We start from the raw sequence: 26030 nt of genomic DNA, 5'->3' as shown, positions 1-26030 counted from the left end.
TCACGGTGTCCAAGCCAACCACGTAACGGTGGAGTGGGGCTCGCGCTTCGGCTGAGAAGGGCGGGCCCCGTGCCGTTAAGGGCCGCCTCGTTTCAAATCGTCGCCCCCACGCCCCCGTTCATCGCAGCGATTGTGTCTCTCGGCGCGGCTGCTCTATCGGCGGTCGGCGATGGTTCCGACGCTTCTCGTCCTCGCGCTGGTCGCGCAGGAAGCCCCCTCCGTATCGCCGACCCCAGCGCCTGCCGCCACCGCGGTTCCGATCCCGGCAGCGCCGGTGATCGTCCTGCCGGCGCCGACGCCGACCGCAACGCCGACGCCGCGGTCGACACCCACTCCCCGCGCCGAGCCCACGCCGCGCGTCACGCCGACGCCCGAGCCGGCGTCCACGCCATCCCCCAGTGAGGGCGAGACGTCGGAGGCGCCCCCGCGCGCCCCAGCGCCGACGCCGTCAGCCGATGCCCGGCCGACACCGCAACCCGTCGCGACGCCGGCCCCCGCCGTCACCGCTCCGCTGGAGCCGCAGGCAGTCGAGGCGAGCGGTTGGGCGTGGTGGTGGCTGGTGATCGCCGCGATCGCGGGCGCCGCGGTATCCGCCGTCGTCCTGCGGCGACGCCCGGGCGTGGTCGGCAGCGAGGAAGCGTTCGTCGAGCCGGCCGCCGTACCGCCGCCACCGCCCCCCGCACCCGAGCCGGTCCCGCCGGTCCCGATCGCCGCGCCGCCCACCGCGCGCCTCGGCTTCGTGCTGCGCCCGACGCGCGCCGGGCTCAACCTGCTGTCGGCGGTGGTCGAGGCCGAGTTGACCGTGACCAACGTCGGGCCGGAAGCGGCGCAGGACATCCGCGTCGCGGCGACGCTGACCAGCGTCCACGACGGGCACGAGGCGGTGCTCGCCGCGGTCATCGCTGGCGAGGATGGACGGCCGGCGGTGCCGCCCTTTGCGCTCGCGCCGGGCGAGACGCGGACGCTGCGGGTCGTCGCCGCGCAGCCGCGCGATGCGATCCGGCCGGTGTCGGCGAACGGCCGGCCGATGCTGGTGCCGCTGGTGGCGATCAACTGCCGCTACCTCGCCGCCGGCGAGCGGCGCCAGGCGGCGCAGTCGTTCGCGGTGGGGATCGAGCGGGCCGATTCGCCCAAGCTCGCGCCGTTCTGGCTCGACCAGCCGCCCCGCACCGTGAGCGAGGTGGCGGCGCGGCCGCATACCGAGCGGATCGAACGCTGAGGCGCGTCAGTCGAGCGGGATCGGAATCCTGTTCGACTTGTCGGGCTTCCTGGCAAAGGCGCTCTTGGCGGCGTTAACCAGGCCCTTGACCATCGGGACGATCGGCGGTCCGAAACCGACGAGGCAGCCGCCCTGCCGTGCAGCGCAGGGCGTGCCGTCCGCCCCCAGCGCGCCGATCCCGGTCAGGTTCGGGTTCGACGGCACCGGCCCGCTCGGCACGCGCTCGTCGGGCAGGGGGATGCGCTGGGCATTGGGACTGTCGGCACAGACCACCACGTCGCCCTTGGCGTTGGTTTCCCGGGGACAATCCTGGAGCAGGATCGAGAAGCGCTCGGGCGGCGGGGCCGGTTTGGGCGAAGTCGCCGGCGGGGTCGCCGCCGCCTGCAGCATCAGTAGGGTCGCGGCGATCACGGCGCGATCTTCCGGGTGTCGAGCCCGCCGGTGCGACCGGTGCCGACGGTGACGCCGGCCATGCCGCCGTTGACGAGGAAGGGGCTCATCTCGTCGATCGGGGTGGTGCGGGCGAGCAGCTTGTTGCGTTCGGCCGCGACCGATTGGTGGCGGGGATCGCCCGGCTCGGGGCCGACGAAGGGAACGCGGTAGCGATCGGCGCTGCGCAGGCCGCAGACGGTGACGTCGGTGGTCGTGACGACGCGCGGACATTGCTGCGCGACGCTCGTCATCGCGGCGGCCCGGGCAGCGAAATCGGCGGGACCGTCGGCCAAGGCCAGCAGCAATGCGATCATCGACTCGCCCTCCCATGTAGAGAGCCGCAGCCCTCCGCGATCAGCGAGGTGAATTCAAGCGCTGATGCGCGGTACGTTCAACCGGGGAATGTCGATCGCGGGACAGCGGTCCATCACGACCTTCAGTCCCGCCGCCTCGGCGCGCGCCGCCGCCTCGTCGTTGACGACGCCCAGCTGCATCCACACCGCCTTGGCGCCGACCGCGATCGCCTGATCCACCGCCTCGCCGGCCGCCGCGGGACGGCGGAAGATGTCGACGATATCGATCGGCTCGCCGATGTCGGCGAGGTCGGCGAAGACATATTCGCCGTGGATATGCTCGCCGCCGATCTGCGGGTTGACGGGAATGACGCGATAGCCGTGGCGCTGGAGCATCGCCATCACGCCGTAGGAGGGCCGATCTGGACGGTCCGAGGCACCGACCATCGCGATCACCCGCGCCTCGCCGAGGAGCGAGCGCAGGTCGTCGTCGGCGGTCAGGGGCATGGCGGCGCTCCGCTGGGGAAACTGGTCCGCTCGTGCCGCGTGCTGTACGCGACGGGCACGACCGGTAACAAGATAACGTCGAAGTGCCCGTCCGGTTTCAACGCCGGGCGAGCCACTCGACGAGCCGAGCCGCGATCGGGGCGAAAATCCGGTCGTCCGGGTCCGCTGCGGGCGGGGTGCCGGCATCGGACGCCGCACGGATGTCGATCGTCAGCGGGACGCGTCCCAGGAACGGGATGGCGAGCCGCGCCGCCGCCGCCTCGGCGCCGCCGTTGCCGAAGGGATCGGACGTCTCGCCGCAATGCGGGCAGGTGTAGCCGGCCATGTTTTCGACCAGGCCGATGATCGGCACGCCGGCAGTGTTGAACAGGTCGATCGCGCGGGTCGCGTCGATCAGCGCCAGGTCCTGCGGCGTCGAGACGATCACCGCGCCGGCGGGGCGATATTTCTGCACCATCGTCAGCTGCACGTCGCCGGTGCCGGGTGGCAGATCGAGGACCAGCGTATCGGCCGCGCCCCACGCCGCCTCGACCAGCTGGCCGAGCGCGCCGGCCGCCATCGGCCCGCGCCATGCCAGCGCCTTGCCCGGCGCGACGAGCTGACCCATCGACAACAGCGGAACGCCATAGGGCGTCGGCACCGGATCGAGCGTCTTGTCGTGCGCGGTCGGGCGCGTTCCCTCGACCGCCATCAGTCGCGGTTGCGACGGGCCGTAGATGTCGGCGTCGACCAGGCCGACGCGCCGCCCGGCGCGCGACAGCGCGATGGCGAGGTTGGCGGCGAGCGTCGACTTGCCGACGCCGCCCTTGCCGCTGGCGACGGCGATCAGCGCACGAGCCACCCGTTCGGCGGTGGAGACGACGCGGACTTCGCCGACGCCAGGTGCGCTCGCCGCGGCACGGACGCGGGCTTCCAGCGCCTCGCGCGCGGCGGCGTCGAGGCCGCTGGCATCGATGACGACCCCGACGCGCTCGCCCTCGATGCGGACGGTGGCGCGGTCGCCGGCGACGGCGGCGATCGCGTGGCGGATGGCTTCCTGATCGATCATGCGCGGGCCATAGGACCACCTCGGCTGCTTGCCACTGTTTTTCCGCCACGCGCCTCTTATAAGGGATGTCATGATCCAGCTGCCGGGCCGTCGTTCGCGCCCTCCCGTACTCGCCGTCGAACCGCCCAAGGGCCCGTGGAGCCAAGGTGACGACCCTTCGGGCACCGGCCCGCGCAATCCCTGGGCGGTGCCGCCCGGTGGCCGTCGCGGCGGCGCCAAGCCGAGCGCGCTCGACGAATTTTTGAAGAAGGCGCGCGGCGGCGGCGGCGATGGCGGCGGCGGTGGTGGCTTCGGCAACCTGCCGGGCGGCGCCAATGCGCGTACCTTGTGGGCGATCGGCGCCGGGCTGGTGCTCGTCGCCTGGGTCGGGGTCACGTCGATCCATCCGATCGGGCCGCAGGAGCGCGGCGTCGTGACCTATTTCGGACGCTATGTCGGCACGCTCGATCCCGGCATCCAGGTGACGCTGCCCGCACCGATCGCCAACGTCGACAAGGTCGACGTCCAGGCGATCCGCACCGAGGATTTTCCGGACGGCGGCGGCGAGAATCTGATGCTGACGCGCGACCAGAACATCATCGATCTGGCTTATTCGGTGCGCTGGAGCATTGCCGACCCGGTCGACTTCGCGTTCCAGATCGCCGAGCCGCGCGGCACCGTCCGCGCGACCGCCGAGAGCGCGATGCGCGAGGTGGTGGCGAACGTCACCCTCGACGAGGCTCTGACGACCGGCCGCCAGCAGATCGAGGCCGAGGTGCAGCAGCGCATGCAGCAGATCCTCGACGAATATAACGCGGGCATCCGCATCCAGGGCGTCGGCATCAAGCAGGCCGATCCGCCCGAGCGGGTCAACGACGCGTTCAAGGACGTGACTGCCGCGCAGCAGGAATCGATCGCCTTCCGCAACCAGGCACAATCCTATGCGCAGCAGGTGATCGCCCGTGCCGAGGGCGAGGCGGCGCAGTTCGACAAGGTGTACGAGCAGTATCGCCTGGCGCCCGAGGTGACCCGCCGCCGCATGTATTACGAGACCATGGAAGCGGTGCTGGCGCGCAGCGACAAGACGATCGTCGAGCCGAGCAACGTCGTGCCCTATCTCAGCGGGCAGCCGACGCGGCGCCTCGCCGAGCCGCAGGTGACGCAGCCGCAACCGCAGCAACCGGTCCAGCCCCAGCCGCAATCGGGAGGCGGCCAGTGAACGCCTCGCTATTCCGCAATCCGCTCGCGCTCGGCATCATCGCGTTGTTCGTCGTCGTCGTGATGGCGATGACCTTCGCGATCGTGCCCGAGACCAAGCAGGTCGTCGTGCTGCGCTTCGAGCGGCCGGTACGTACCGTCAATGCCTGGAAGCCCAACGAGATATTCGGGCGCAGTGGCGCCGGGCTGATCGTCCGCATCCCGCTGATCGACCGGCTGGTGTGGGTGAACAAGCGCGTCCTCGACGTCGATTACGACAACCAGCAGGTGCTGTCGTCCGATCAGCTCCGGCTGGAGGTGGACGCGTTCGCGCGGTTCCGCATCACCGATCCGCTGCGCATGGTGGTGACCGCGGGCAGCGAGCAGCGGGTGACCGATGCGCTGCAGCCGCTGCTCGGTTCTGCGGTGCGCAGCGAGCTCGGCAAGCGGCCGTTCGCGACGCTGCTCAGTTCCGAGCGCGACGAGGTGATGAACGCGATCCAGGCGCGGCTCCAGCGAACCGCCAGCCAGTACGGCGTCCAGGTCGTCGACGTGCGGATCAAGCATGCCGACCTGCCGCAGGGCAGCCCGCTCGACAGCGCGCTGCAGCGGATGCGCACCGCGCGTCAGCAGCAGGCGGCGACGATCCGCGCGCAGGGGCAGAAGACGGCGCAGATCATCCGCGCCCAGGCCGACGCCGATGCGGCGAAGGTTTATGCGCAGAGCTTCACCAAGGACGCCGATTTCTACGACTTCTATCGCGCGATGCAGTCCTACCGGCACACCTTCGGTGCGGACGGAGGAACGGAACCGCAGGGGTCGACGTCGATCATCTTGTCGCCCAACAACAGTTATTTGCGTGAATTCGAGGGCCGTGAACGTTGAAACCCAGGCTCTTCGTATCAAGCTAGGCGTTGTGTATTCGTGAGCGACATTCAACCGGCGTTCAGCCGTCGTCGCTCACGAATGTAAACGACAGGCTCAATCGAGAGGACTATCCCCACGTGCGTTACGCCTACGCTATCACCGGTGCCCTTCTCCTCGGCGGCGCGACCGCGACGCTGGCGCTCCAGCCGACGACGGCGCAAGTCGCGCAGAACGAACCCGGCGCGATCCAGGCGATGACCCCGCGCGCCGGCGCGCCGATGAGCTTCGCCGACATGGTCGCGCGGCTCCAGCCGGCGGTCGTCAATATCTCGACCAAACAGACCATCGTCCAGCAGCAGCAGGCGAATCCGTTCCAAGGCACGCCGTTCGGCGAACTGTTCGGTGGCATGGGCGGTGGCGGTGCGCCGGTGAAGCGGCAGGGCGCCTCGCTGGGATCGGGCTTCCTGATCTCGCCCGACGGTTATGTCGTGACCAACTATCACGTGATCTCGCCAGGCGCGAAGGGTGCGACGGTCGACTCGATCACGGTCACGCTCAGCGATTTCAAGGAATATCCGGCCAAGGTCATCGGCAAGGACCAGGACTCTGACTTGGCGCTGCTGAAGATCGACGCCCGCAACCTGCCGTTCGTGAAATTCGGCGATTCGTCGAAGGCGCGCGTCGGCGACTGGGTGGTGGCGATCGGCGAGCCCTATGGCCTCGGCGGCACAGTGACCGCGGGCATCATCTCGGCGACCAATCGCGTGACCGGGCAGGGCGGCGCCTACGATCGGTTCATCCAGACCGATGCTTCGATCAACCAAGGCAACTCGGGCGGACCGATGTTCGACCTGAACGGCAACGTGATCGGCGTGAACTCGCAGATCTTCAGCCAGACCGGCGGCAACATCGGCATCGGCTTCGCGATCCCCGCGGCCATCGTCAAGCCGATCATCGACACCTTCATGAAGGGCGGCACGATCAGCCGCGGCTATATCGGCGTGACGCTGGGCGGGCCAGTCGACAGCGATGCGGCGGCGGCCCTGGGCATTCCGCCGAACCAGGGCGAGCTGATCTCGGGCGTCACCCCCGATGGCCCGGCGGGCAAGGCGGGAGTTCGTGCCGGCGACGTGGTGATCCGCGTCAACGGCCAGGCGGTGACTCCCGACCAGACGCTGTCGCGCCTGATCGCGACGGTGCCGCCGGGATCGACCGCGCGGCTTGACATCCTGCGCAACGGCAAGCCGGTAACGGCGAACATCAACGTCGTCACCCGGCCGTCGAACGACCAGCTGGCGGCGATGAACGGCGGCGACGCGCAGGGCTTTGGCGCGGATGATGACGATGGCGACGGCACGACGCAGGGTGTCCCGGCGCGTGGTGGATCGCTTGGCCTCGCAGTGCAGCCGCTGACGCCCGCGATCGCCCGAGCCGTGGGTGTCGATGGCTCGGTCCAAGGTGTTGTGATCGGCTCGGTCAGCGATTCCAGCGATGCGGCCGGAAAGCTGCGCCGTGGCGACGTCATCTCGGCGGTCAATGGAACGCCGGTGCGCTCTGCCGCCGACCTTAATCAGGCGGTAGCTTCGGCCAAGGCACTCAATCGCACGTCGGTGTTGCTGCTAGTCCAACGTGGGCGCGGTGCGCCGCAGTTCGTCGCAGTGAAGATCAGCGGGTAAGGTCCGCGGCCTAACGGTGAGAAAGGGCCGTCGCTTCGTCGAAGCGGCGGCCCTTTTCATTTCTCCTTGCCGACGCTGCGCGCTAGTCTTCGTCGCGATCACGGCAAGGAGGCGAGATGACCGACGGCATCTTCATCGGTAGCACGGCAGGGGATGCCGCCAAGCCGCAGGTGCTCAACCTGAAGCGGGCGAACCGTCACGGGCTGATCGCCGGGGCGACGGGCACTGGCAAGACGGTGACGCTGCAGGGGATCGTCGAGGGCTTTTCCGCGGCCGGCGTGCCGAGCTTCGTCGCCGACGTGAAGGGTGACCTGTCGGGGTTGGCGATGGCCGGGTCGGCGCAGTCGAAGCTGCACGACACCTTCGCCAAGCGTGCCGCCGAGGTCGGCGAGACCGACTGGCAGTATCGCGACAATCCCGTTCAGTTCTGGGACCTGTTCGGCGAGCAGGGCCATCCGATCCGCACCACCGTCAGCGAGATGGGGCCGCTGCTGCTCGCGCGGCTGATGGACCTCAACGAGGTGCAGGAGGGCGTGCTGACGATCGCCTTCCACGTCGCCGATCAGGACGGGCTGCTGCTGCTCGACCTCGACGACCTTCAGGCGATGCTGAGCGAATGCGCCAACCGCGCCGACGAATTGACGACGACCTTCGGCAATGTGTCGAAGCAGTCGATCGGTGCGATCCAGCGCTCGCTGCTCCAGCTGCGCAGCCAGGGGGGCGAGCATTTCTTCGGCGAGCCGGCGCTCGACATGAAGGATTTCATCGGTTTCGACGACAAGGGGCGCGGGATCGTCAACATCCTCGCCGCCGACAAGCTGATGGCCAGCCCGAAGCTCTATGCCACCTTCCTGCTGTGGCTGCTGAGCGAGCTGTTCGAGAACATGCCCGAGGTGGGCGATCCCGATAAGCCGAAGCTCGTCTTCTTCTTCGACGAGGCGCACCTGCTGTTCGACAACGCGCCGCCGGCGCTGCTCGAAAAGATCGAGCAGGTGGTGCGGCTGATCCGGTCGAAGGGGGTGGGCGTTTATTTCATCACCCAGAACCCGATCGACATTCCCGATACCGTCGCAGCGCAGCTGAACAATCGGGTCCAGCACAAGCTCAACGCCTTCACGCCCCGCGACCAGCAGGCGGTGCGGGCGGCGGCGGATACGTTCCGCGCCAACTCGGGGGTCGACGTCGCGACCGCGATCACCGAGCTGGCGATCGGCGAGGCACTGGTGTCGTTGCTCCAGCCCGACGGCTCGCCCTCGCCGGTCGAGCGGACGCTGATCAAGCCGCCCGAGAGCCGCGTCGGCCCGGTGACGCCCGCCGAGCGCAGCGTACTGATCCAGACCGACGCGATCGGCAATAAGTACGACACGCTGGTCGATCGCGAGTCGGCGGAAGAGATGCTCGGCGCCAAGGCGCAGCAGGCCGCCGCCGCCGCCGCCCAGGCGAAGGCGCAGACCGATGCGGAAAAGGCCGCAGCGGCGCAGGCCAAGGCCGATGCGCTCGCCGCGCGCGAAGCGGCCAAGGCCGAGGCGGCCCGGCAACGGGAAGAGGATCGCCAGGCACGGCTCGACCGGCAGGCGCAGCGCGATGCCGAGCGCGAGGCGGCGAACAGCCCCTGGGCGAAGATCGCCGGATCGGCGACGCGCGCTGCCTCGTCGTCGATCGGACGTCAGGTCGCGAACGAGATCGGCAAGCAGGTGTTCGGGAGCGGAACGCGTCGCCGTTCGTCGTCGGGCGGGCTGGTCGGCGGGTTGCTGCGCGGCGTGCTCGGCGGATTGCTGAAATAGACGGGAGCAGGACGATGAGCTGGGATCATGTAGAGGCGACCGACTGGCTGGCGGTCGGCGAGGCGCAACTGCCCGAGACGATCGCGCTGCGCCGGGCGATCCACGCCGAGCCGGAGATCGGGTTGCATTGCCCGCTGACGACCGAGAAGGCGAAGGCGGCGCTCGCCGGTCTGCCGCTGGAGATCCGCGACAGTCGGTCGACCACGGGGTTCGTGGCGGTCCTGCGCGGCGGTGCGGCCGGGGGCGGGCAGGGCAGCAACGGGCGCACCGTACTGCTGCGCGGCGACATGGACGCGCTGCCGATGAACGAGGAGACGGGGCTCGACTTCGCCTCAACCATTCCCGGCCGCATGCATGCGTGCGGCCACGACTCGCATACGGCGATGCTGGTCGGCGCGGCCAAGGCGCTATGTGCGCGCCGCGACGGACTGCCCGGCACGATCGTCTTCATGTTCCAGCCCGGCGAAGAGGGGCATCACGGCGCCCGCTTCATGATGGAGGACGGGCTGCTCGCCGACCCGGCGCCCGAGGCGGCGTTCGCGCTGCACATCTCGCCCAACATGCCGTCGGGCGTGCTGGTGAGCCGGGCGGGTCCGCTGCTCGCGTCGGCGAACACCGTTCACGCGCGGATCACCGGCCGCGGCGGGCACGCGGCGATGCCGCACGAGAATATCGACCCGGTGCCGATCGCGGCAGAGATCGTGACCGCGCTCCAGACCTTCATCGCGCGGCGCATCCCCGTGCAGGATCCTGCGGTGCTCTCGATCACCTCGCTTCATGCGGGCGGCACGGCACACAATATCATCCCCGACACGTGCGAGATGCTGGGCACGCTCCGGACGTTGTCGGAGGCGACCCGCACGACGATGTTCGAGGCGTTCGAGCGGATCGTCACGGGCATCGCCGCGGCGCATGGCGCGACCGCCGAGGCGTGGATCGACGATGGCTATCCCGTGACGATGAACGACCCGCGCGCGCTCGCGGTGATGAAGGGCTGCGCGGTCGCGATCGGCGGCGAGGACGCATACCATACCATGCCGGCGCCGATGATGGGGGGCGAGGATTTCAGTTATGTGCTGCGCGAGGTGCCGGGCGCGATGGGCTTCATCGGCGTGGCGCCCGACGGCACCGACTGGCGCACCAACCCGCCGCTTCACAACACGAAGATGACGATCGACGAAGCGGTGATGGCGCGCGGCATCGCGATGCACTGCGCGATGGCGACGCGGTATCTGGAGCGTGGGTTCGATTGAGCCCAGCCGATCCCCTAAGTGGCACACTGCGTTTAGTGGCCGCGACGATGACGGGTGCGATGAAGCCGTGGTGGGTCATCGGCAGCGCAGCCGTGGCGCTACATGGTGCCCCTACCGACGTTGGCGACGTGGATATCCTCATCGATATCGAGGACGTGCCACGCGTGTTCGATGCGCTCGATATACCCGTCGAGGCAGGACGGCCCGATGCCCGGTTCCGTTCCGACGTCTTCAGCCGCTGGGATGCGGCGCCGTTGCCGGTCGAGTTGATGGCAGGTCTGTGCCTCCGCGATCGGAGCGAGTGGGTGCCTGTCTCGATCGGATCGCGGATCGGGCTCGGCGGCGTTTATGTGCCTACCCGAGCCGAGTTGATCGACCTGCTCCACCGTTTTGGCCGTGCCAAAGACCTCGACCGAGCCGAAGCGCTGGGCGCTACTTCTTGATCAGGCCAATCTCCACTAGCCGTTCGTGCAAATAGTCATGCGCGGTGATCGGCTGCGGGTAACGGTTCGGATTGTCCGGCGTCACGCAGCCCGGCAGCGTCTCGATCAGAAAATCTGGCGCAGGGTGGAGGAAAAAGGGCATCGAGTAGCGCGAATGGCCGCGGCGCTCGGGCGGCGGGTTGACGACGCGGTGGGTGGTCGAGGGCAGGACGTTGTTGGTCAGTCGCTGGAGCATGTCGCCGACGTTGACGACCATCGCGCCCTCGGGCGGCTTGATCGCAAGCCAGCGGCCGGTGTTGCGATCGAGCAGCTCGAGCCCGGCCTCTTCGGCGCCAAGAAGCAGGGTGATGAGGTTGATGTCCTCATGCGCGCCGGCGCGGACGCCCTCGGCATCGACCGGGATCGGCGGATAGTGGAGCAGGCGCAGCACCGAGTTGCCGTCCTTGACCGCCGGGTCGAACCAGTCGGGCGCGAGCTTCAGGTGGCGGGCGATCGCCGACAGCAATCGGTCACCGGCGCGATCGAAGGCAGCGAACAGCTCGATGAAGGTATCCTTGAACCCCTCCGGCCGCGCCGGCCAGATGTTCGGCGCCATGTTGCCCGCAAAGCGATGGCCCTCGGGCAGTTCGCGGCCGACGTGCCAGAATTCCTTGAGGTCGACGTGCTTGGCGTCCTTGGCGATCTCGGTCTTGAACGGCGTGTAGCCGCGCGCACCGCCGCCGCCGGCCACGAAATAGCCGCGCTTTTCCTCCTCGGGCAGCGCGAACAGCGCCTCGGTTTCCGCCCAGGCGCGGTCGATCAGCGGCTGGGGAACGCCATGGTCGGCGACGATCGCGAAGCCGAACCGCTCGAACGAACCGCCGAATGCCGCCGCGAACGCATCGGGATCGCGTTCCTGATCGGACAGGCTGAGGACGGGGACTTCGGCGGAAGGGGTGTCGAGCATGATTGCGTGTCCGAACAACGGGAAAGGATCAGTATAGGCGCACGCGGCCTGCGCCTCAATGCACCCGGCGTCATACGTATGTCGCGCACGGCCGGGGTTACGCTGCGCCGCAACAGCCGCTAGCGAAGACGCATGACCCAGCAGCCAGAAACCCAGGCGCCGGCCGTGGCCGGTGCGCCGATCGGCTTCGTCGAGTTCGTTGCGCTGGTGGCGGCGCTGATGTCGCTGACGGCACTGGGGATCGATTCGATGCTGCCGGCGCTGCCCGCGATCGGGGAGGCGCTGAACGTCGACTCGGACAATCATCGCCAGTTCGTCGTCACCGCCTTCGTCGTCGGCTTCGGCGCGGCGCATCTCATCCATGGACCGCTCGCCGACCGGTTCGGCCGACGAAGGGTGCTGCTGTGCTCGATGGCGGGCTATGCGGTGGCGAACGCCGCGGCGGCAATGGCGGGCAGCTTTACGCTGCTGCTGATCGCCCGAGTCGTCGGCGGGGCGCTGATCGCCGCGACGCGGGTGGCGACGGTGGCGCTGGTCCGCGATTGTTTCCACGGGCGGGCGATGGCGAAGGTCATGTCGATCGCGTTCATGGTCTTCATGCTGGTGCCGATCCTGGCGCCGAGTTTCGGCCAGGGGGTGCTGCTCTTCGCCAACTGGCGCGGGATCTTCTGGGCGATTTCGGTGGCCAGCCTCGTGGTGTTCACCTGGTTCTACCTGCGCATGCCCGAAACGCTGAAGCCCGAGGACGCGCTACCGCTGTCGGTGGGGCGGATCGTCGGCGGGTGGGAGGTGACCGTCCGCGATCGCTGGTCGCTCGGTTACACGCTCGCCTCGGGCATGCTGCTCGGCGCCTTGTACGGCTATCTCAATTCGGTGCAGCAGATCGTGTCGGAGACGTTCGGCCATGGTAGCTGGCTGGGCGGAATGTTCGCGGCGACGTCGTTCCTGATGGCGATCGCGAACCTGACCAACGCGCGGCTGGTGATGCGGCTGGGCACGCGGCTGATCAGCCACAGTGCACTGACGCTGCTGATCCTGCTGTCGGCGGTCCATCTGACGCTGGCGCTGGCAGGGATCGAGAACCTGTGGACGTTCCTGGCGCTGCAGGCGGTGACGATGGCGTGCTTCGGCCTCGCCACCTCCAACTTCTCGGCGATGGCGATGGAGAATATGGGCCACATCGCCGGCACCGCGTCGAGCGTGCAGGGCTTCGTGAGCGTGCTGCTGGGATCGGGCATCGGCGTGGTCATCGGCCAGGCGTTCGACGGCACGACCCGGCCACTGGAGGCGGGGTTCCTGATCTGCGGGATCATCTCGTTCGTCATCGTCGCCATTACCGAGCGCGGTAGGCTGTATCGGCCGGTCTAAGGAACCCGGGCACCCCCGCCGCCGTTCGCTTCCTAGACAATCGCAGGAGGTAATGATGGGCGGACACCAGGTTCCCGGGATCGGCAGTGGCGACGACGGCTGGGACGAGGAAGGCTATGACGAAAGCCAGCGTGCCGAGATCCTGGAGGCGACCCGCGACGGACCGACCGACGGCGTCGTCCTGACCGATCTCGACCCCGACCTCGGCGACGACGATGTCGAGGACGAGAATATCGACGAACTCGACCTCGATTCCGAAGAAACGGGCGAAGAGGACAGCGAGGCGACGATGCGCGACACCGCCATCGCGGAAGACGACGTCCAGGACGAGTTCGACGACGGCAGCGTCGACGAGGACGAGCTGGGCGACACCGACGATGCGGCGCTTCGCCCGTAATCTCCACTGCCGCTGATCTCGATCAATATCATGGCGCATTCGATCGTGCATCGGCTGGGCATCGATGCCGAGGGAGACGACCATGCGCCATTGGTCCCTGGCGTCGCTCGCGCTGTTGGTCGGTTGTACCGACGGCGAAGCGACGACGGATAGCGCCGACCTGAACGCCGCCGCCAAGCGTGCGGAGCGCGACATCGCCGGCTATGCGGCGGCGAGGCCCGGCGCGTCGAAGCTGGCCGCCTTCGACATGCCGCCCACCGTCTCGGCTCGCTATCGCTGCGGGGCTGCGACGATGACGGTCGAGTTCGACAACGTCGCGCAGAACGCCCGCGTGTGGCTGGACAGGGGCAAGGCGATGACGCTGCGCCAGCAGCCCGCCGCCTCGGGCATCCATTACGCCGCCGGCGGCTATTCGCTGCGCGGCAGCGGGCGCGAGGCGGTGTTCGACGGGCCGGGCCGCCGCGGCGTCGACTGCCACGTCATTCCCTAGCCCCGCCCGAAACGCCGAGCCGCCTATTTCTTGGCGGCCGCCTTGCCGCCCTTCTTGCCGAGCTCGGCCTGCGCCGCCGAGCTCTTGCGGGGGTTCTTCTCGCCGTCCTTCGCGGCCTTGGCGTTGGCGCGCTGGGCGGTGTCGCTGCCCTTGCCCTTCTTCTCGGTCATGCCATCTCTCCTGTCGGGATCGGTCAACGCATGGGAAGCGCGAAGGGTGACGGGCAGGGTGCGGCGTAGGCAAGGCTTGGCCGCGGCAGCGGCGCTGGCGGCGCGCGCGGTCGCCGAGGCGCCGGGCCCCTGCGCGCTGTGCGGCCGGCCGCTGGGTGCCCAGACCGAGTGGCACCATGTCGTCCCCAAGAGCGAGGGCGGGCGCGAGACCGAGCCGGTCCACCCGATCTGCCACCGCACGATCCACGCGACGCTGGCCAACGCCGAGCTGGCGCGGCTCGGCACGCTCGATGCGCTGCGCGGCGAGCCGGCGATCGCCCGCTTCCTGCGCTGGATCGCCGACAAGCCCGCCGACTTCCACGCGCCGACCCGCCGCAGCCGGTAGCCCGATACCCGAAGTTCCCAAAAGTCGCACTCTCTCGCGTGCGCGCGCGAGGGTGCGTCCGTCGCCGTCACGTGCAGTCCGCGGGATCGTGGGGCGGATCGCCGTAGAAATCCTCCGCCCGATAGGGGACGATCTCCGTATCGCTGTCGGTCAGCGCGGCGAGGCTGGCGGGGAAATCGGCGAGCCGCGCCGTGCCCAATTCCTGCAACCCCGGCCAGCGATCGCCGGGACGACCCGCGGGCAGCAGGTGGCCGAGCAGGAACATCAACAGCTTGTCCGACGGCGTGCGGCGCTGGCCGGTGAGGTTGCCGAACTGGTCGAACGTCTCGGTCAGCGTGCCGCGGACCGCGCGCTCATAGGCGAGCGTCGTCAGTCGCGTCGTCGCGATGCGCAGCGCATCGTCCCAGGCGCGCGCGAAGGCGGCGGCGTCGGGCCGCTGGCGCAGGCGATAGGCGGAGCGCGACGTCATCTTCACCTGATTGCAGGCCATGCTGATCGAGCCGGTTTCCGCCAGCGCGATCAGGAATTCGCGCTGCCGCTCTGCCGACCAGCCGCGCCAACGGGTGCGGACGGGGACGGGCTCGAGATCGTCGACGAAGCTGGGGTCGGTTGCCGGCCGGGGCTGGGCGGCCGGCTCGGCACGTTCGCCGATGGCGTGCTTGCTGGGCTTCATGGTCGTGGCTCCTGTCGTGGTCGAAGGAGCCGGACCAGCTATACGGGCTTTGGCGTGTAGGACAGCGTTTGTTTTCGCCTTCGTGCTTGTTGGATGGGGTGCCTGGCGGGCGACGGCTGCGCTTCCGGGGGTGATGATGGTTCGCGCGGAGGCGCGGAGGGTTTCGGGCGCGTGGTGGGGGGTGGGTGATGATGGTTCGCGCGAAGGCGCGAAGGCGCGAAGAGGGGGCGCGTGGTCGCATTCCTCCGTCATTTCCGCGCAGGCGAGGATCCATAATCCTGGCACGGGAGTGAGACCCACAGTGGACAGCGACGATGGATCCCCACCTGCGCGGGGATGACGAGGGTGGCGGGCGCAGGAGACGGCGACGAGGGCGGCGGGCGCCCGGGCATCGGCCCAGCCACCGACCCTCTTCGCGCCTTCGCGTCTTCGCGCGAACCTAACGCCGCGCCTCCGCGTGAACCTCCTTGACGACCAACCGGCTATGTGATGGTATCACAAAACATCACGAAGGAGACACGCCATGCGCCGTTTCGCTCCCACCCGCGCTCTGACCGCCGACGCGGATGCGCCGATCGCGGACCTCAACATCACGCCGCTGATCGACGTGATGCTGGTGCTGCTGGTCGTGTTCCTAATGTCGCTGCCCGCGCTGACGCACGAAGTGCCGCTCGACCTGCCGCAGCCCAACCCCGATCCCGCCAAGCCGCTGGCGATGCACCGCCTGGAACTGACCAGCGCCGGGGCTCTGCGCCTCGACGGGGTCGCGGTCGACGAGGCGGGATTGACCGCCCGGCTGAGCCCGATCGCCACCGACCCGCAAGCCTCGCTGGTGATGCGCACCGACCCCGAGGCGCGCTACGAACGCTTCGACCAGACGCTGGCTGCGGTGAAGCGCGCGGGGATCACGCGGTTGGGGTTTGAGGGGGAGCGGTAGCAACAGCGATGAAATGCTATCTAGGCAGCTTTTGTGCTGCCCGAAATATCGAAGACCTTTGATAGCGCGAAGGCTAAGGTCGCTTCCTCAGTATATCGACGACTGAACTTCATATAGCCGATTAGAGATATCAAGTATGACGAATATACGATCGCAAGTCTGATCGATAGATATCCGCTACCCCGTGGGTCGAAGAAACCTAAGCCACCCCTGTCGAAAAAATAAAACCATTCACACCAAACACAACAAAGAAGCAAAAAGCTAGTAGAGCGAAATAGTCCATAAATGACTAGATAGTTATACATTCGCGATAGCGCAACTGGATGATCATTAGCGCAAGAATACTCTACGATCTTGAACCATCTTGTATCGCTGAAAATCTGGCTTGGGTAGTCGAAGCACCTCTCAAGGCGGCTTTGCACTCGCAATATAATATACGAACTTATTTTACTCTCGTAAAAGTCATAGAAACCAATCCAGTACATCATGAGGTAAATGGGGATCGCGGGAATATGGAATGCGAGGCGAGCCAAATCAATGAACTTGGGATGGTTTCGATAGGACTTTTTCAGTGACTGTTTGATCATCCGCCTCATATGTCCGGGCTCGGAATGTGCTTTTGCTACATCGGCAATGAAGCGAGATGGCTGCCCGACGGTTTGAAATACAAACTGTTCAATAAACGACCCGGCAAGTATCGCAATGCCATGGCCAAGAATATATGTAGCAAATATCAATGCTACTATTGATATTGTAGTGTTGATGATTGGATCATCAAAAGCAGTGAAGAGGGAGGGAAACTTACTCTTTCCGCCGTCCAAAACGTATCTATTGACGAATGGCAAGGAGGCAATGCCGACACCAAAATAGACAACAATATCATAGTTCGCAAACGGAACCTTTACTTTGTCTATCGCTTGAAATCCACCATCGGGCATTGCTTCACTCTTAATTTGCAGGTATGGGCTGCCTCATTAGCGGACTAGATATTACTCCGCTGCGACCCCAGCGCGCGAGAACATGTCCCCCGACTCTTCCGTCCCGTCGTTCGCCACCGCGCCAGTCGCCACGCCCTTGGCCTTCTTGCGCTTGTCGAAGCTGTCCCACACGTCGTTCCACTGGCCGCGGGTCGCTGCCTTCGAATACTCCGTAGCGCGGGTTTCGAAGAAGTTGGCGTGCTCGACGCCGTTGAGCAGCGGGGTGAGCCAGGGGATCGGGTGCTCGTCGATCATGTAGATCGGCTTCAGTCCGAGCTGGCCCATCCGCCAGTCGGCGATGTAGCGGATGTACTTCTTGATGTCCTTGGCGGTCATGCCGTTGACCGGGCCCATCTCGAACGCGAGGTCGATGAAATTGTCCTCGAGCCGGATCGTCGTCTGGCAGACGTCGGCGATGTCGTCCTTCACCGCCTTGGTCAGGCAGTTGCGCTCCTTGGTGAAGGCGTGGAACAGCTTGATGATGCCTTCGCAATGAAGGCTCTCGTCGCGCACCGACCAGCTGACGATTTGGCCCATGCCCTTCATCTTGTTGAAGCGCGGGAAGTTCATCAGCATCGCGAAGCTGGCGAACAGCTGGACGCCTTCGGTGAAGCCGCCAAACATCGCCAGCGTGCGCGCGATATCCTCGTCGGTGTCGACGCCGAAGTTCTGCAGATAGTCGTGCTTGTCCTTCAGCTCGGCATATTCGAGGAAGGCGCCATATTCGCTCTCGGGCATGCCGATGGTGTCGAGCAGGTGGCTGTAGGCGGCGATGTGGACCGTCTCCATGTTGCTGAACGCGGTCAGCATCATCTTGACCTCGGTCGGCTTGAACACGCGGCCGTATTTCTCATGATAGCAGTCCTGCACCTCGACATCGGCCTGGGTGAAGAAGCGGAAGATCTGCGTGAGCAGGTTACGCTCATGCTCGGTCAGCTTCTGCGCCCAGTCGCGGCAGTCCTCGCCCAGCGGCACCTCTTCGGGGAGCCAGTGGAGCTGCTGCTGACGCTTCCAATATTCGAACGCCCAGGGGTATTCGAACGGCTTGTACTGCTTGGAGGCATGGAGGAGGGACATGAGGATTACTCCGGGACGAAGAGGGTGAAGGGGAGGGCCGCGGCGATCATGGCTGGAGGCTCCAGTTCCACATCGCGGTGGCCGAAAAGGCGAGGACGACACCGCCGGCGAGCGCCATGATGCCGACCATGCGGAAGACATAGACCGCGGCGGGGCCGCGCGGTCGCGCGAGTGCGAGCAACAGCCCGGCGCCGACCAGCGCCAGGACCGCGGCGACCGCGTACATGATCGCGACCTGCAGGCTCATGCGTTCATCCTCGCGATGCATCCAATCGTGGGCGTGGCCGTTTCACCGCCGAACCCATCACGAGGAGACGGACGATGCACGACCACAGCAACATCAAGGAGCATATGAAGGTCATCGGCGCCGACGGCGTCCATGTCGGCACGGTCGACCATGTCGAGGGCGAGCGGATCAAGCTGACCAAGAACGACAGCCCGTCGACCGAGGATGGGCAGGGCGCCAAGCATCACTACCTGCCGGCCGGGCTGGTCGCGGAGATCGAGGGCGACACGGTGCGCCTGTCGGCGACCGCGCAGAACGCGGTGGACATGTTCGAAGAGGCCGAGTGAGGCACGGGCGGGCGCGGGTTGCGCGAGCAATCCGCGGACTCGCCGCGACGGCCAGCGGTGCGGGCGGAGCCCGTTCCGACTGACGACGCGGCGCTGCTTTCCCTCTCCCATCGGGAGAGGGAGGGAGCCGCGCAGCGGCGGAAGGGTGAGGGCAGGGCCGGTCATGCGGCGCTGCCCTTTTTCGTGATTTGGCTGTCCTCACCCTTCCCACTCGCCTTCGGCGAGCGGGCCCAGTGCCGGGTGAACAGCGCCCCGCGCTGTTCAGCCCGTGCCGGGGGCACGGACGACCCGTCACTCCTCTCCCGCAGGGAGAGGGAGATTGTATCCACTACGCCTTCGAGATTTTCCATCACGTCGGCGTTGGTGAAGCGGAGGGTGCGGAAGCCTTCGTTGCGCATGAAGGCTTCGCGCTGCGTATCGGTGTCGACAGATGCCGCGTGCGTGTCGCCGTCGACCTCGACGACGAGGCGTTCCGAGAAGCACAGGATGTCGGCATAGAACGGCCCGATTGGCGCTCGGTGGCGCCACTTCAGATCGGGAAACGCTTCGCGTAGCCCCTGTAGCAGGCGGCGTTCAGGCTCCGGCGCGTCGCGGCGCAGGCGGCGGGCACGCGGGACCGCGCCGATCGGCTGGTTCGCATAGAGGCGCATTGTCCTCACCCTTCCGCCGCTTCGCGGCTCCCTCCCTCTCCCACAGGGAGAGGGACCTGGCGCTCCATCACCCCTCTCCCTCCGGGAGAGGGAGGGGCCCGCCCGGCGCAGCCGGGTGGGAGGGTGAGGGCAGGCCATCTCACATGTCCGCCACGCCGTCAGACATCGCCGGCTACGCCGCCGCTGCTGGCCGCCGTGGCGAGTCTTGGGATTGCTTACGCAATCCCAAGCCGCCCGCGCCTCACTGGCAGGCCAGGCACTCGTCATAATCGGTGCTCTCGCCGAATTCATACTTCGGCTTTTCCAGCGTGTTGTCGGTCTCCACCCCGCCCGCGAACCCGGCGCGCTGGACCGACTTCGAGCGCAGGTAATAGAGCGACTTGATGCCCAGTTCCCACGCGCGGAAGTGGAGCATCAGCAGGTCCCACTTCTCGACGTCGGCCGGGATGAACAGGTTGAGCGACTGCGCCTGGTCGATGAACGGCGTGCGGTCACCGGCCAGTTCGAGCAGCCAGCGCTGGTCGATCTCGAAGCTGGTCTTGAAGCAGTCCTTCTCTTCGGTGTCGAGGAAGTCGAGGTGCTGGACCGAGCCGCCATGCTCGAGGATCGAGTTCCAGATCGCGTCGGTGTTCTTCGCCTTCTCGTTCAGCAGCTTCTCGAGATAGGGGTTCTTGACCGCGAAGCTGCCCGACAGCGTCTTGTGGGTGTAGATGTTCGCCGGGATCGGCTCGATGCACGCGCTGGTGCCGCCGCAGATGATGCTGATCGACGCGGTCGGCGCGATCGCCATCTTGCAGCTGAAGCGCTCCATCACGCCGACGTCCGCGGCATCGGGGCACGGCCCACGCTCGGCGGCGAGGGTCATCGACGCCTGGTTCGCGGCGGCGTTGATGTGCTTGAAGATGCGCAGATTCCATGACTTGGCCATCGCGCCCTCGAACGGCAGCCCGCGCGCCTGGAGGAAGCTGTGGAAGCCCATGACGCCGAGGCCCACCGAGCGCTCGCGCGCGGCGGAATAGGCGGCGCGCTCCATGCCGGGCTCGTGACGGTCGATGTAATCCTGGAGGACGTTGTCGAGGAAGCGCATCACGTCCTCGATGAAGACCTTGTCGCCCTTCCACTGGTCCCAGGTTTCCAGGTTGAGCGACGACAGGCAGCAGACCGCGGTACGGTCGTTGCCGAGATGGTCGCGGCCCGTCGGCAGCGTGATCTCGCTGCACAGGTTCGACGTAGACACCTTCAGCCCCAGCTCGCGGTGGTGGCGGGGCATGTTCTGGTTCACATGGTCGGCGAAGACGATGTACGGCTCACCGGTCGCCAGCCGCGTCTCGACCAGCTTCTGGAACAGCGAGCGCGCGTCGACCTTGCCGCGCAAGGACCCGTCCTTGGGGCTCTTCAGCTCCCACTCGGCGCCGTCGCGCACCGCTTCCATGAAGGCGTCGGGGATCAGCACGCCGTGGTGGAGGTTCAGCGCCTTGCGGTTGAAGTCGCCGCTCGGCTTGCGGATCTCCAGGAACTCCTCGATCTCGGGATGCGAGACGTCGAGGTAGCAGGCGGCCGAGCCACGGCGTAGCGAGCCCTGGCTAATCGCGAGCGTTAGCGAATCCATCACGCGCACGAAGGGGATGATGCCGCTGGTCTTGCCGTTGAGGCCGACCGGCTCGCCGATCCCGCGCACGTTGCCCCAATAGGTACCGATGCCGCCGCCACGGCTGGCGAGCCAGACATTCTCGTTCCAGGTATCGACGATGCCGTTGAGGCTGTCGGGCACCGAATTGAGATAGCAGCTGATCGGCAAGCCGCGCCCGGTGCCGCCGTTCGACAGCACCGGCGTCGCCGGCATGAACCACAGGCGGCTGATATAGTCGTAGATCCGCTGCGCATGCGCGGCATCGTCGGCATAGGTAGACGCAACGCGGACGAAGAGGTCCTGATAGCTCTCGCCCGGCAGCAGATAGCGGTCCTTCAGCGTCTCCTTGCCGAATTCGGTCAGCAGCGCATCGCGGCTGTGATCGACCTCGACCGGGAAGGGCCGGGGGCGGATCGTCTTGCTGTCGCTTGCCGGCGCCTCGGCGACGGCCTCTAGGGTGTCGGTGCTCATCTCACGCTCCTGCGCGTCCCTGAAGTCCATCCAAACCGCTCCCGTTTGCTCAAATCGTTCGAATCGGGGCGCAAACCCCTTCTATCATCCGGCGAACCGTCTGGTGAGAACAAAATGCGTACGCCACATCGGCGTTCCGCCTTCATGCGGTCACCACCCGATATGGGGTCGCAGCCGCGTCTCTACCAGAACTTGGGTTCGCCCCTGGACCGTACCGCTACTGATTGTGGCAAAGGTGGTTACCACGCAAGGGGGTGAATCGACGGTTCGATCGCGTGGCGCGGCGATTGCGACGAGCCGAGCTACGCGACGCGTGGTCGATCCACGCTTTCGCCGATCGCAAGCGAAAAGTCGCGGGGGCGAAAAATTTAGCTGTGGATGGGGTGGGGGCGGCAGGCCGCGTTCCGACCGGGGCGGCGCGATAGGAAGGGCTCTTGCGATCGCAACGATATTGGCGAAAAGGGCGAATGCTAACACAGGATATGGTTGTCCGGCGGCGGCGTTTGGCGTGGTCGACGAGTGGGATCGCCATGGCGGTGCTGGCGCTTGCCGGTTGCGGCGATGACGGCGGATCGGGCGGGCAGGTCGTTCAGATCGCGTCGACGCCATCACCATCGCCGACGCCGACGCCGACGCCGACGCCAAGCCCGACGCCCACCCCCGCGCCGGCGGTCGATCCCTATGTCCTGGGGACGCTACGCTATTCGCTGGCGAGCGACATTCCGGCCGACAAGCTTGCCGGAATCCGCGACGCGATGGAGTTCGCGGTCGCGCACACCAACGTGCTCGGCGCGTTCGCTGGCACGGTGTCGGTCGTCTACGGATCGGGGACGCCGACCGCCGACGCCAGCTATCAGGGGCAGATCCGCTTCGGCGGCGCGATCGGCCGCCGGGTCGCGCTGCACGAACTGGCGCACTGGTTCGGCTCGGGCTCGGTCGGCGAATGGCCCGGGCTGGTGACCAACGGCCGCTTCACCGGGCCGGTGGCGAACGCCCGGATCCGTGCGTTCGACGGGGCGCAGGCGGTGCTCAACGCCGACCGGATGCATTTCTGGCCCTATGGCCTCAACTATGATTCGGAGTTTGCCGAAACCCAGCGCAACACTCAGCTGGTGAGTGCGCAGCGAGCCGACATGCGACTTGGTGTCGATGAGACCGCGGCGATCGCGGGCGTTCGCCGCTTCCACAATCGTTCGGGCCAGCTCGTGCTGCAGGGCGCGACGACCGGCGCCACGCCGACCGAGGAGGCCAACGCGCCGGCATCGGCGAAGCAGCAGTGGCGCGTGACCTTCGCGGACGGCTTCGTCACGCTCACCAATGCCGAGAGCGGACTGGCGATCGAGGGAACCGCGTCGGGCGACAATGTCGCGGCGGTGATGGCGCCCGCCAGCGGCGCGACCCGCCAGCAATGGGAGATGATGCCGGTCGGCGAGGGCGGATGGTTCCTGCTGCGCAACCGGGCGACCGGTAATTGCCTGGACAATATCGGCAATCTTGCCGTCGGTGGCGCGGTGCGACTGTGGGGATGCGGTTTTCATCCCAATCAGCAGTGGCAGCTGGTCCGCTGAAAGCCGGATCCTCGCAACCCGTCGCGCGTCGTCAGGCCGATTTCGATCCGGCCTGACGAAGCAGACAGGTCAGCCCCGCGCCGCCACCGCATAGAGCGCGATCGCGGCGGCGTTCGACACGTTGAGGCTTTCGACCTTGGGCGAGATCGGCAGCTTCGCCAGCTGGTCGCAATGCTGTTCGGTGTTGTGGCGCATGCCTTCGCCCTCGGCGCCGAGGACGATCGCGACGCGCGCGTCGCCGAGCGCCTCGCCCAGCGTCTGGGTGGCGTGGCCGGTCAGGCCGATGCGCCAGAAATTCGCCTCCGCCACCTCGTCGAGCGCGCGCGACAGGTTAACGACGCGCACCCACGGCACCGTTTCGAGCGCCCCCGACGCGGCGCGCGCCACCGTCCCCGATTCGGGCGGGGCGTGACGGTCCTGGGTGATGATGCCGAGCGCGTCGAAGGCGGCGGCCGAGCGCAGGATCGCGCCGACGTTGTGCGGGTCGGTCACCTGGTCGAGCACGACCAGCGGCCGGCGATCGTCGGCACCCTGATCGAGCAGGTCGCCGAGCCACACGTCCTCGAGCGGCTCGACTTCGGCGACGAGGCCCTGGTGCGGCGCATCGGCGGGCACCATCCGGCCGAGGTCGGCGACATCGGCGTAGACGACCGGCAGCACCGGCGGCAGCGCGAGATGCGCCAGCGCCTCGCGCGTGCCCCAGATCTTGAGCACGCGCCGTTCGGGATTGGCGAGCGCGGCGGTGACGGCGTGACGGCCCCAGAAGCGGGGCTTGCCGGCGACGCCGGTCGAGGGGCGATGCCCGCGGCGTGCCATCAATCGTCGTCCTGGCTGTAGGCGAAGGGGTCGGTGACGACCGGCTTGGTCGGCAGCGGCATCCGTGGCAGCGGATCCTTGGCGTTGGCGGCGCTGACCAGCACGCCGGCGAGCACCGTCGACGCCTGGCGCATGTCCTCGGCCTTCAGATGGTCGAAGGTGTCGATCGAGGAATGGTGGGTGCGGCTGCCGTAATCGAGCGGATCCTGGATGAACTGGAACCCCGGCACGCCGACCGACTGCATGAAGACGTGGTCGGTGCCGCCGGTCGGGCGGATGACGACGTTGCCCGCACCCATCGAGGCATAGGGCGCCAGCCATTCGCGGAAGATCGGCACCACCGCGGGATTGCCCTCGGCATACAGACCGCGCAGCTTGCCCGAGCCGTTGTCGATGTTGAAATAGGCGGCAAGGTCGCCGTAGCCGGCCTTGGGCGTGATCGGCCAGCGATCGGTGTAGCCGTAATAGCGCTGCATGCCGTTGCCGCCCTTGGCGTCCTCGCTGCCGGCGGGGCCGCGATGCGCGAGATGCTGTTCGACATAGGCCATCGAGCCGAGGATGCCCTGCTCCTCGCCCGACCACAGCGCGAAGCGGATCGTGCGCTTCGGCCGGATGCCGCTGGCGGCGATGATCCGCGCGGCTTCCATGATCATCGCGCTGCCGGCGCCATTGTCGGTCGCGCCGTCGCCCGCCACCCAGGAATCGAGGTGGGCGCCGGCCATGACGTAACCGGCCTTGGGATCGGTGCCGGGGATTTCGGCGATGATGTTATAGGCGTTAGCGTCGCTGTCGTCGAAGCGCACGTCGCTGACGATCTCCAGCGTCGGTGCCGGGCCGATCTTGGCCAGGCGGGCGAGCCGCAGATAATCCTCCTGCGCGATCTGCACCTGCGGCAGCGACGGCGTCTCGCCGACGCCGAACAGATAGCCTTCGCCATGGATCAGCTTGCCGTCGCGATACGACATGCTGGCGACCGCGACCGCGCCCTCGCTCTTCAGGAAGGCATCGAGCTTCTTGGCGTAGTCGAGCCGCTTCATCCGCCGGTCGGCGCTGGCGGGATCGTAGGTCGGCTGGCGATACTGGTCGAGCTTGCCGATGTCGTCGCCGGTCAGGCGCTTGAAGTCGGGCTCGGTGCCATCGCGCGCCGGCTCCGGCTGGGTAATCATCACGATCTTGCCCGACAGCTGGCCGCGATACTTGGCGAAGTCCCGCTCGCGCTCGATTGGCGCGACGACGACCGGCGCGGTGATCGCGCCGTTGGTCGCCGGCGTCCAGGCGACGGGGATGGCGGTCAGCTGGACGACGCGCGGCGTCACCATCCGCACGCTCGACCGTTCGATCGACCAGCCGCGACCGAACGGGAAGCCCTCCTTGTGGACGTTCTTCAGCCCCCATTCGCTGAACTTCGCCTGCGTCCAGCCCTCCGCCTTTCGCATTGCGGGCGAATTGGTCATGCGCGGGCCGATGACGTCGGTCAGGTGCTGCGCGGTGACCATCACCTGGCTGCGGTTGAGGCCTTCGTCGATGATACGGTTCGTGGCCGCACGATCCTGCGCCTGGGCGGGCAAGGCGATCGCGGCGATGGCGGTGGCGGTGAGCAGCAGGTGGCGCATGGTTCCTCCCGAGTGGATGCGTCGTTCTATGTGCGCGAGTGCTATGCGGCGGCGACGATAAGGGCAAGGCGGGCAGACGCGCGTTGACAGCGCGCATTCGCTTCGCCATGGACGCGCCTCGCTTCCGACAAGCGGCCCAGCTGGACAGGTGGCCGAGTGGTTAAAGGCAGCAGACTGTAAATCTGCCCGGGTCTCCCGTACGCTGGTTCGAATCCAGCCCTGTCCACCATCCTTACATCGATGTGTTCCCCGCCCCGGGGGTCCTGCGTGCCGCGGTCGTGCGGCGGCGATCGTTTCGTGTGGGCGTCTGTCGATCCCTGCCGGTCGATTCGCATGATGCGAATCTGGTTAACGTCAGCCGCGATTGGTGCGCCACCGGGGGCCGTTCCCGCTTCGGTACAATCGGCCGCGTTTACCATGATCGCTAACTTCCGACGATCTCATGCGAAAAACCACGGATGTCGGCCTGCCATGATGGTTAACAGTATCGGCGCCATCGACGCCGCTCGGGCCAAATCCCGTCTATTTATCGTTAACTATATTTCGCCGTTGCCGCTCCCATCCATGAACAATATCTGAATGATCACACCG

The 26030-nt window shown here is 67.1% G+C and carries 28 protein-coding genes and 1 tRNA gene; 15 read left to right on the top strand and 14 right to left on the bottom strand.

Annotated features, from left to right (window positions below; all coding sequences use genetic code 11):
- The first annotated feature begins 169 nt into the window (after positions 1-169).
- Positions 170-1219 (top strand): hypothetical protein, encoded by a 1050-nt coding sequence (locus tag GGQ80_RS15435; RefSeq protein ID WP_183986475.1) that lies wholly within the window; start codon positions 170-172, stop codon positions 1217-1219.
- Positions 1220-1225: 6 nt separating this feature from the next.
- Here the strand turns inward: GGQ80_RS15435 and GGQ80_RS15430 are convergent, their stop codons facing one another.
- From GGQ80_RS15430 to GGQ80_RS15415, 4 genes are all read right to left on the bottom strand, one after another.
- Entirely contained in the window at positions 1226-1630 is a 405-nt protein-coding gene (locus GGQ80_RS15430) for a hypothetical protein (RefSeq protein WP_343051072.1), read from the bottom strand.
- The gene (locus GGQ80_RS15425) at positions 1627-1965 is read right to left on the bottom strand and encodes a hypothetical protein (RefSeq protein ID WP_183986473.1); all 339 of its coding nucleotides are present in this window, start codon (positions 1963-1965) and stop codon (positions 1627-1629) included. Before GGQ80_RS15425 ends, GGQ80_RS15430 begins: the two co-directional genes overlap by 4 nt.
- A 54-nt stretch (positions 1966-2019) precedes the next feature.
- Positions 2020-2451 (bottom strand): CoA-binding protein, encoded by a 432-nt coding sequence (locus GGQ80_RS15420; protein ID WP_183986471.1) that lies wholly within the window; start codon positions 2449-2451, stop codon positions 2020-2022.
- Between the two features lie 97 nt (positions 2452-2548).
- Positions 2549-3499, bottom strand: a complete 951-nt coding sequence (locus GGQ80_RS15415; protein WP_183986469.1) for an Mrp/NBP35 family ATP-binding protein — start codon at positions 3497-3499, stop codon at positions 2549-2551.
- Between the two features lie 70 nt (positions 3500-3569).
- Here GGQ80_RS15415 and hflK point away from each other — a divergent pair, with 70 nt between their 5' ends.
- The 6 genes from hflK to GGQ80_RS15385 all read left to right on the top strand — a co-directional run bounded on the left by hflK (position 3570) and on the right by GGQ80_RS15385 (position 10698).
- Positions 3570-4697: an FtsH protease activity modulator HflK gene (gene hflK / locus GGQ80_RS15410; RefSeq protein WP_183986467.1), complete on the top strand. Its 1128-nt coding sequence runs from the start codon at positions 3570-3572 to the stop codon at positions 4695-4697.
- Entirely contained in the window at positions 4694-5560 is an 867-nt protein-coding gene (gene hflC / locus GGQ80_RS15405) for a protease modulator HflC (protein WP_343051071.1), read from the top strand. The genes hflK and hflC overlap by 4 nt, the downstream gene beginning before the upstream one ends.
- 119 nt (positions 5561-5679) lie before the next feature.
- Positions 5680-7218 (top strand): Do family serine endopeptidase, encoded by a 1539-nt coding sequence (locus GGQ80_RS15400; protein ID WP_183986465.1) that lies wholly within the window; start codon positions 5680-5682, stop codon positions 7216-7218.
- 116 nt (positions 7219-7334) lie between these two features.
- Positions 7335-9002: a helicase HerA-like domain-containing protein gene (locus GGQ80_RS15395; RefSeq protein ID WP_183986463.1), complete on the top strand. Its 1668-nt coding sequence runs from the start codon at positions 7335-7337 to the stop codon at positions 9000-9002.
- Positions 9003-9016: 14 nt separating this feature from the next.
- Positions 9017-10255 (top strand): M20 metallopeptidase family protein, encoded by a 1239-nt coding sequence (locus GGQ80_RS15390; protein ID WP_183986461.1) that lies wholly within the window; start codon positions 9017-9019, stop codon positions 10253-10255.
- A gap of 47 nt (positions 10256-10302) precedes the next feature.
- Complete coding sequence (locus GGQ80_RS15385) at positions 10303-10698, top strand: hypothetical protein (protein ID WP_183986459.1); 396 nt, start codon at positions 10303-10305, stop codon at positions 10696-10698.
- On the opposite strand, the gene GGQ80_RS15380 is transcribed toward GGQ80_RS15385, so the two are convergent.
- On the bottom strand, positions 10688-11644 hold the full coding sequence (locus GGQ80_RS15380) for an isopenicillin N synthase family dioxygenase (RefSeq protein WP_183986457.1): 957 nt from the start codon (positions 11642-11644) through the stop codon (positions 10688-10690). The genes GGQ80_RS15385 and GGQ80_RS15380 overlap by 11 nt on opposite strands.
- A gap of 132 nt (positions 11645-11776) precedes the next feature.
- On the opposite strand from GGQ80_RS15380, the gene GGQ80_RS15375 reads away from it, so the two are divergent.
- The 3 genes from GGQ80_RS15375 to GGQ80_RS15365 all read left to right on the top strand — a co-directional run bounded on the left by GGQ80_RS15375 (position 11777) and on the right by GGQ80_RS15365 (position 13899).
- On the top strand, positions 11777-13012 hold the full coding sequence (locus GGQ80_RS15375) for a multidrug effflux MFS transporter (RefSeq protein WP_183986455.1): 1236 nt from the start codon (positions 11777-11779) through the stop codon (positions 13010-13012).
- Positions 13013-13067: 55 nt separating this feature from the next.
- A complete protein-coding gene (locus tag GGQ80_RS15370; protein WP_183986453.1) occupies positions 13068-13409 on the top strand; it encodes a DNA primase in 342 nt (113 codons plus the stop codon).
- Positions 13410-13491: 82 nt separating this feature from the next.
- Positions 13492-13899, top strand: a complete 408-nt coding sequence (locus tag GGQ80_RS15365; RefSeq protein WP_183986451.1) for an MliC family protein — start codon at positions 13492-13494, stop codon at positions 13897-13899.
- A 23-nt stretch (positions 13900-13922) separates the two neighbouring features.
- On the opposite strand, the gene GGQ80_RS15360 is transcribed toward GGQ80_RS15365, so the two are convergent.
- Complete coding sequence (locus GGQ80_RS15360) at positions 13923-14069, bottom strand: hypothetical protein (RefSeq protein WP_183986449.1); 147 nt, start codon at positions 14067-14069, stop codon at positions 13923-13925.
- 58 nt (positions 14070-14127) lie between these two features.
- Between GGQ80_RS15360 and GGQ80_RS15355 the strand changes: the two genes are divergently transcribed.
- A complete protein-coding gene (locus GGQ80_RS15355) occupies positions 14128-14454 on the top strand; it encodes an HNH endonuclease (protein ID WP_343051074.1) in 327 nt (108 codons plus the stop codon).
- A 67-nt stretch (positions 14455-14521) separates the two neighbouring features.
- Here the strand turns inward: GGQ80_RS15355 and GGQ80_RS15350 are convergent, their stop codons facing one another.
- On the bottom strand, positions 14522-15127 hold the full coding sequence (locus GGQ80_RS15350) for a hypothetical protein (RefSeq protein WP_183986445.1): 606 nt from the start codon (positions 15125-15127) through the stop codon (positions 14522-14524).
- Positions 15128-15650: 523 nt separating this feature from the next.
- Between GGQ80_RS15350 and GGQ80_RS15345 the strand changes: the two genes are divergently transcribed.
- Positions 15651-16064 carry an ExbD/TolR family protein gene (locus GGQ80_RS15345; RefSeq protein ID WP_183986443.1) on the top strand — a complete coding sequence of 138 codons (414 nt, stop codon included), beginning with the start codon at positions 15651-15653 and terminating at the stop codon, positions 16062-16064.
- A 20-nt stretch (positions 16065-16084) separates the two neighbouring features.
- Here GGQ80_RS15345 and GGQ80_RS15340 read toward each other — a convergent pair whose 3' ends face one another.
- From GGQ80_RS15340 to GGQ80_RS15330, 3 genes are read right to left on the bottom strand one after another with little or no spacing between them, the layout of a single operon-like run.
- Entirely contained in the window at positions 16085-17002 is a 918-nt protein-coding gene (locus GGQ80_RS15340; protein ID WP_183986441.1) for a hypothetical protein, read from the bottom strand.
- A gap of 51 nt (positions 17003-17053) precedes the next feature.
- Positions 17054-18118, bottom strand: a complete 1065-nt coding sequence (locus tag GGQ80_RS15335) for a ribonucleotide-diphosphate reductase subunit beta (RefSeq protein ID WP_183986439.1) — start codon at positions 18116-18118, stop codon at positions 17054-17056.
- Positions 18119-18164: 46 nt separating this feature from the next.
- Entirely contained in the window at positions 18165-18365 is a 201-nt protein-coding gene (locus tag GGQ80_RS15330) for a hypothetical protein (protein WP_183986437.1), read from the bottom strand.
- Positions 18366-18439: 74 nt separating this feature from the next.
- Between GGQ80_RS15330 and GGQ80_RS15325 the strand changes: the two genes are divergently transcribed.
- Positions 18440-18691: a DUF2171 domain-containing protein gene (locus GGQ80_RS15325; RefSeq protein WP_183986435.1), complete on the top strand. Its 252-nt coding sequence runs from the start codon at positions 18440-18442 to the stop codon at positions 18689-18691.
- Positions 18692-18852: 161 nt separating this feature from the next.
- Here the strand turns inward: GGQ80_RS15325 and GGQ80_RS15320 are convergent, their stop codons facing one another.
- Entirely contained in the window at positions 18853-19341 is a 489-nt protein-coding gene (locus GGQ80_RS15320) for an endonuclease domain-containing protein (protein ID WP_183986433.1), read from the bottom strand.
- A gap of 241 nt (positions 19342-19582) precedes the next feature.
- A complete protein-coding gene (locus tag GGQ80_RS15315) occupies positions 19583-21472 on the bottom strand; it encodes a ribonucleoside-diphosphate reductase subunit alpha (protein WP_183986431.1) in 1890 nt (629 codons plus the stop codon).
- A 473-nt stretch (positions 21473-21945) separates the two neighbouring features.
- On the opposite strand from GGQ80_RS15315, the gene GGQ80_RS18635 reads away from it, so the two are divergent.
- Positions 21946-23010 (top strand): RICIN domain-containing protein, encoded by a 1065-nt coding sequence (locus tag GGQ80_RS18635; protein WP_221364437.1) that lies wholly within the window; start codon positions 21946-21948, stop codon positions 23008-23010.
- Positions 23011-23079: 69 nt separating this feature from the next.
- Here the strand turns inward: GGQ80_RS18635 and rlmB are convergent, their stop codons facing one another.
- Both rlmB and GGQ80_RS15300 read right to left on the bottom strand, forming a co-directional pair.
- On the bottom strand, positions 23080-23826 hold the full coding sequence (rlmB, locus tag GGQ80_RS15305; RefSeq protein ID WP_183986427.1) for a 23S rRNA (guanosine(2251)-2'-O)-methyltransferase RlmB: 747 nt from the start codon (positions 23824-23826) through the stop codon (positions 23080-23082).
- Positions 23826-25439: a M20/M25/M40 family metallo-hydrolase gene (locus tag GGQ80_RS15300; protein ID WP_183986425.1), complete on the bottom strand. Its 1614-nt coding sequence runs from the start codon at positions 25437-25439 to the stop codon at positions 23826-23828. The genes rlmB and GGQ80_RS15300 overlap by 1 nt, the downstream gene beginning before the upstream one ends.
- 142 nt (positions 25440-25581) lie before the next feature.
- Here GGQ80_RS15300 and GGQ80_RS15295 point away from each other — a divergent pair.
- Positions 25582-25668 (top strand) — tRNA-Tyr (locus GGQ80_RS15295).
- The last annotated feature ends 362 nt before the right edge of the window (positions 25669-26030 follow it).

It is taken from the genome of Sphingomonas jinjuensis, assembly GCF_014197105.1.
Classification (GTDB): domain Bacteria; phylum Pseudomonadota; class Alphaproteobacteria; order Sphingomonadales; family Sphingomonadaceae; genus Sphingomonas; species Sphingomonas jinjuensis.
This window is presented reverse-complemented; position numbering and strand designations above follow the sequence as displayed.

What these genes read in the sequence shown, in the direction of transcription:
- rlmB (WP_183986427.1), bottom strand. Translation starts at nt 23,826, where the DNA reads ATGGCACGCCGCGGGCATCGCCCCTCGACCGGCGTCGCCGGCAAGCCC.
- GGQ80_RS15395 (WP_183986463.1), top strand. Translation starts at nt 7,335, where the DNA reads ATGACCGACGGCATCTTCATCGGTAGCACGGCAGGGGATGCCGCCAAG.
- GGQ80_RS15360 (WP_183986449.1), bottom strand. Translation starts at nt 14,069, where the DNA reads ATGACCGAGAAGAAGGGCAAGGGCAGCGACACCGCCCAGCGCGCCAAC.
- GGQ80_RS15315 (WP_183986431.1), bottom strand. Translation starts at nt 21,472, where the DNA reads ATGGACTTCAGGGACGCGCAGGAGCGTGAGATGAGCACCGACACCCTA.
- GGQ80_RS15425 (WP_183986473.1), bottom strand. Translation starts at nt 1,965, where the DNA reads ATGATCGCATTGCTGCTGGCCTTGGCCGACGGTCCCGCCGATTTCGCT.
- GGQ80_RS15370 (WP_183986453.1), top strand. Translation starts at nt 13,068, where the DNA reads ATGGGCGGACACCAGGTTCCCGGGATCGGCAGTGGCGACGACGGCTGG.
- GGQ80_RS15325 (WP_183986435.1), top strand. Translation starts at nt 18,440, where the DNA reads ATGCACGACCACAGCAACATCAAGGAGCATATGAAGGTCATCGGCGCC.
- GGQ80_RS15335 (WP_183986439.1), bottom strand. Translation starts at nt 18,118, where the DNA reads ATGTCCCTCCTCCATGCCTCCAAGCAGTACAAGCCGTTCGAATACCCC.
- GGQ80_RS15320 (WP_183986433.1), bottom strand. Translation starts at nt 19,341, where the DNA reads ATGCGCCTCTATGCGAACCAGCCGATCGGCGCGGTCCCGCGTGCCCGC.
- GGQ80_RS15415 (WP_183986469.1), bottom strand. Translation starts at nt 3,499, where the DNA reads ATGATCGATCAGGAAGCCATCCGCCACGCGATCGCCGCCGTCGCCGGC.
- GGQ80_RS15330 (WP_183986437.1), bottom strand. Translation starts at nt 18,365, where the DNA reads ATGAGCCTGCAGGTCGCGATCATGTACGCGGTCGCCGCGGTCCTGGCG.
- GGQ80_RS15340 (WP_183986441.1), bottom strand. Translation starts at nt 17,002, where the DNA reads ATGCCCGATGGTGGATTTCAAGCGATAGACAAAGTAAAGGTTCCGTTT.
- hflK (WP_183986467.1), top strand. Translation starts at nt 3,570, where the DNA reads ATGATCCAGCTGCCGGGCCGTCGTTCGCGCCCTCCCGTACTCGCCGTC.
- GGQ80_RS15435 (WP_183986475.1), top strand. Translation starts at nt 170, where the DNA reads ATGGTTCCGACGCTTCTCGTCCTCGCGCTGGTCGCGCAGGAAGCCCCC.
- GGQ80_RS15390 (WP_183986461.1), top strand. Translation starts at nt 9,017, where the DNA reads ATGAGCTGGGATCATGTAGAGGCGACCGACTGGCTGGCGGTCGGCGAG.
- GGQ80_RS15375 (WP_183986455.1), top strand. Translation starts at nt 11,777, where the DNA reads ATGACCCAGCAGCCAGAAACCCAGGCGCCGGCCGTGGCCGGTGCGCCG.
- GGQ80_RS15420 (WP_183986471.1), bottom strand. Translation starts at nt 2,451, where the DNA reads ATGCCCCTGACCGCCGACGACGACCTGCGCTCGCTCCTCGGCGAGGCG.
- GGQ80_RS15350 (WP_183986445.1), bottom strand. Translation starts at nt 15,127, where the DNA reads ATGAAGCCCAGCAAGCACGCCATCGGCGAACGTGCCGAGCCGGCCGCC.
- GGQ80_RS15300 (WP_183986425.1), bottom strand. Translation starts at nt 25,439, where the DNA reads ATGCGCCACCTGCTGCTCACCGCCACCGCCATCGCCGCGATCGCCTTG.
- GGQ80_RS15345 (WP_183986443.1), top strand. Translation starts at nt 15,651, where the DNA reads ATGCGCCGTTTCGCTCCCACCCGCGCTCTGACCGCCGACGCGGATGCG.
- GGQ80_RS15365 (WP_183986451.1), top strand. Translation starts at nt 13,492, where the DNA reads ATGCGCCATTGGTCCCTGGCGTCGCTCGCGCTGTTGGTCGGTTGTACC.
- GGQ80_RS15385 (WP_183986459.1), top strand. Translation starts at nt 10,303, where the DNA reads ATGACGGGTGCGATGAAGCCGTGGTGGGTCATCGGCAGCGCAGCCGTG.
- GGQ80_RS15380 (WP_183986457.1), bottom strand. Translation starts at nt 11,644, where the DNA reads ATGCTCGACACCCCTTCCGCCGAAGTCCCCGTCCTCAGCCTGTCCGAT.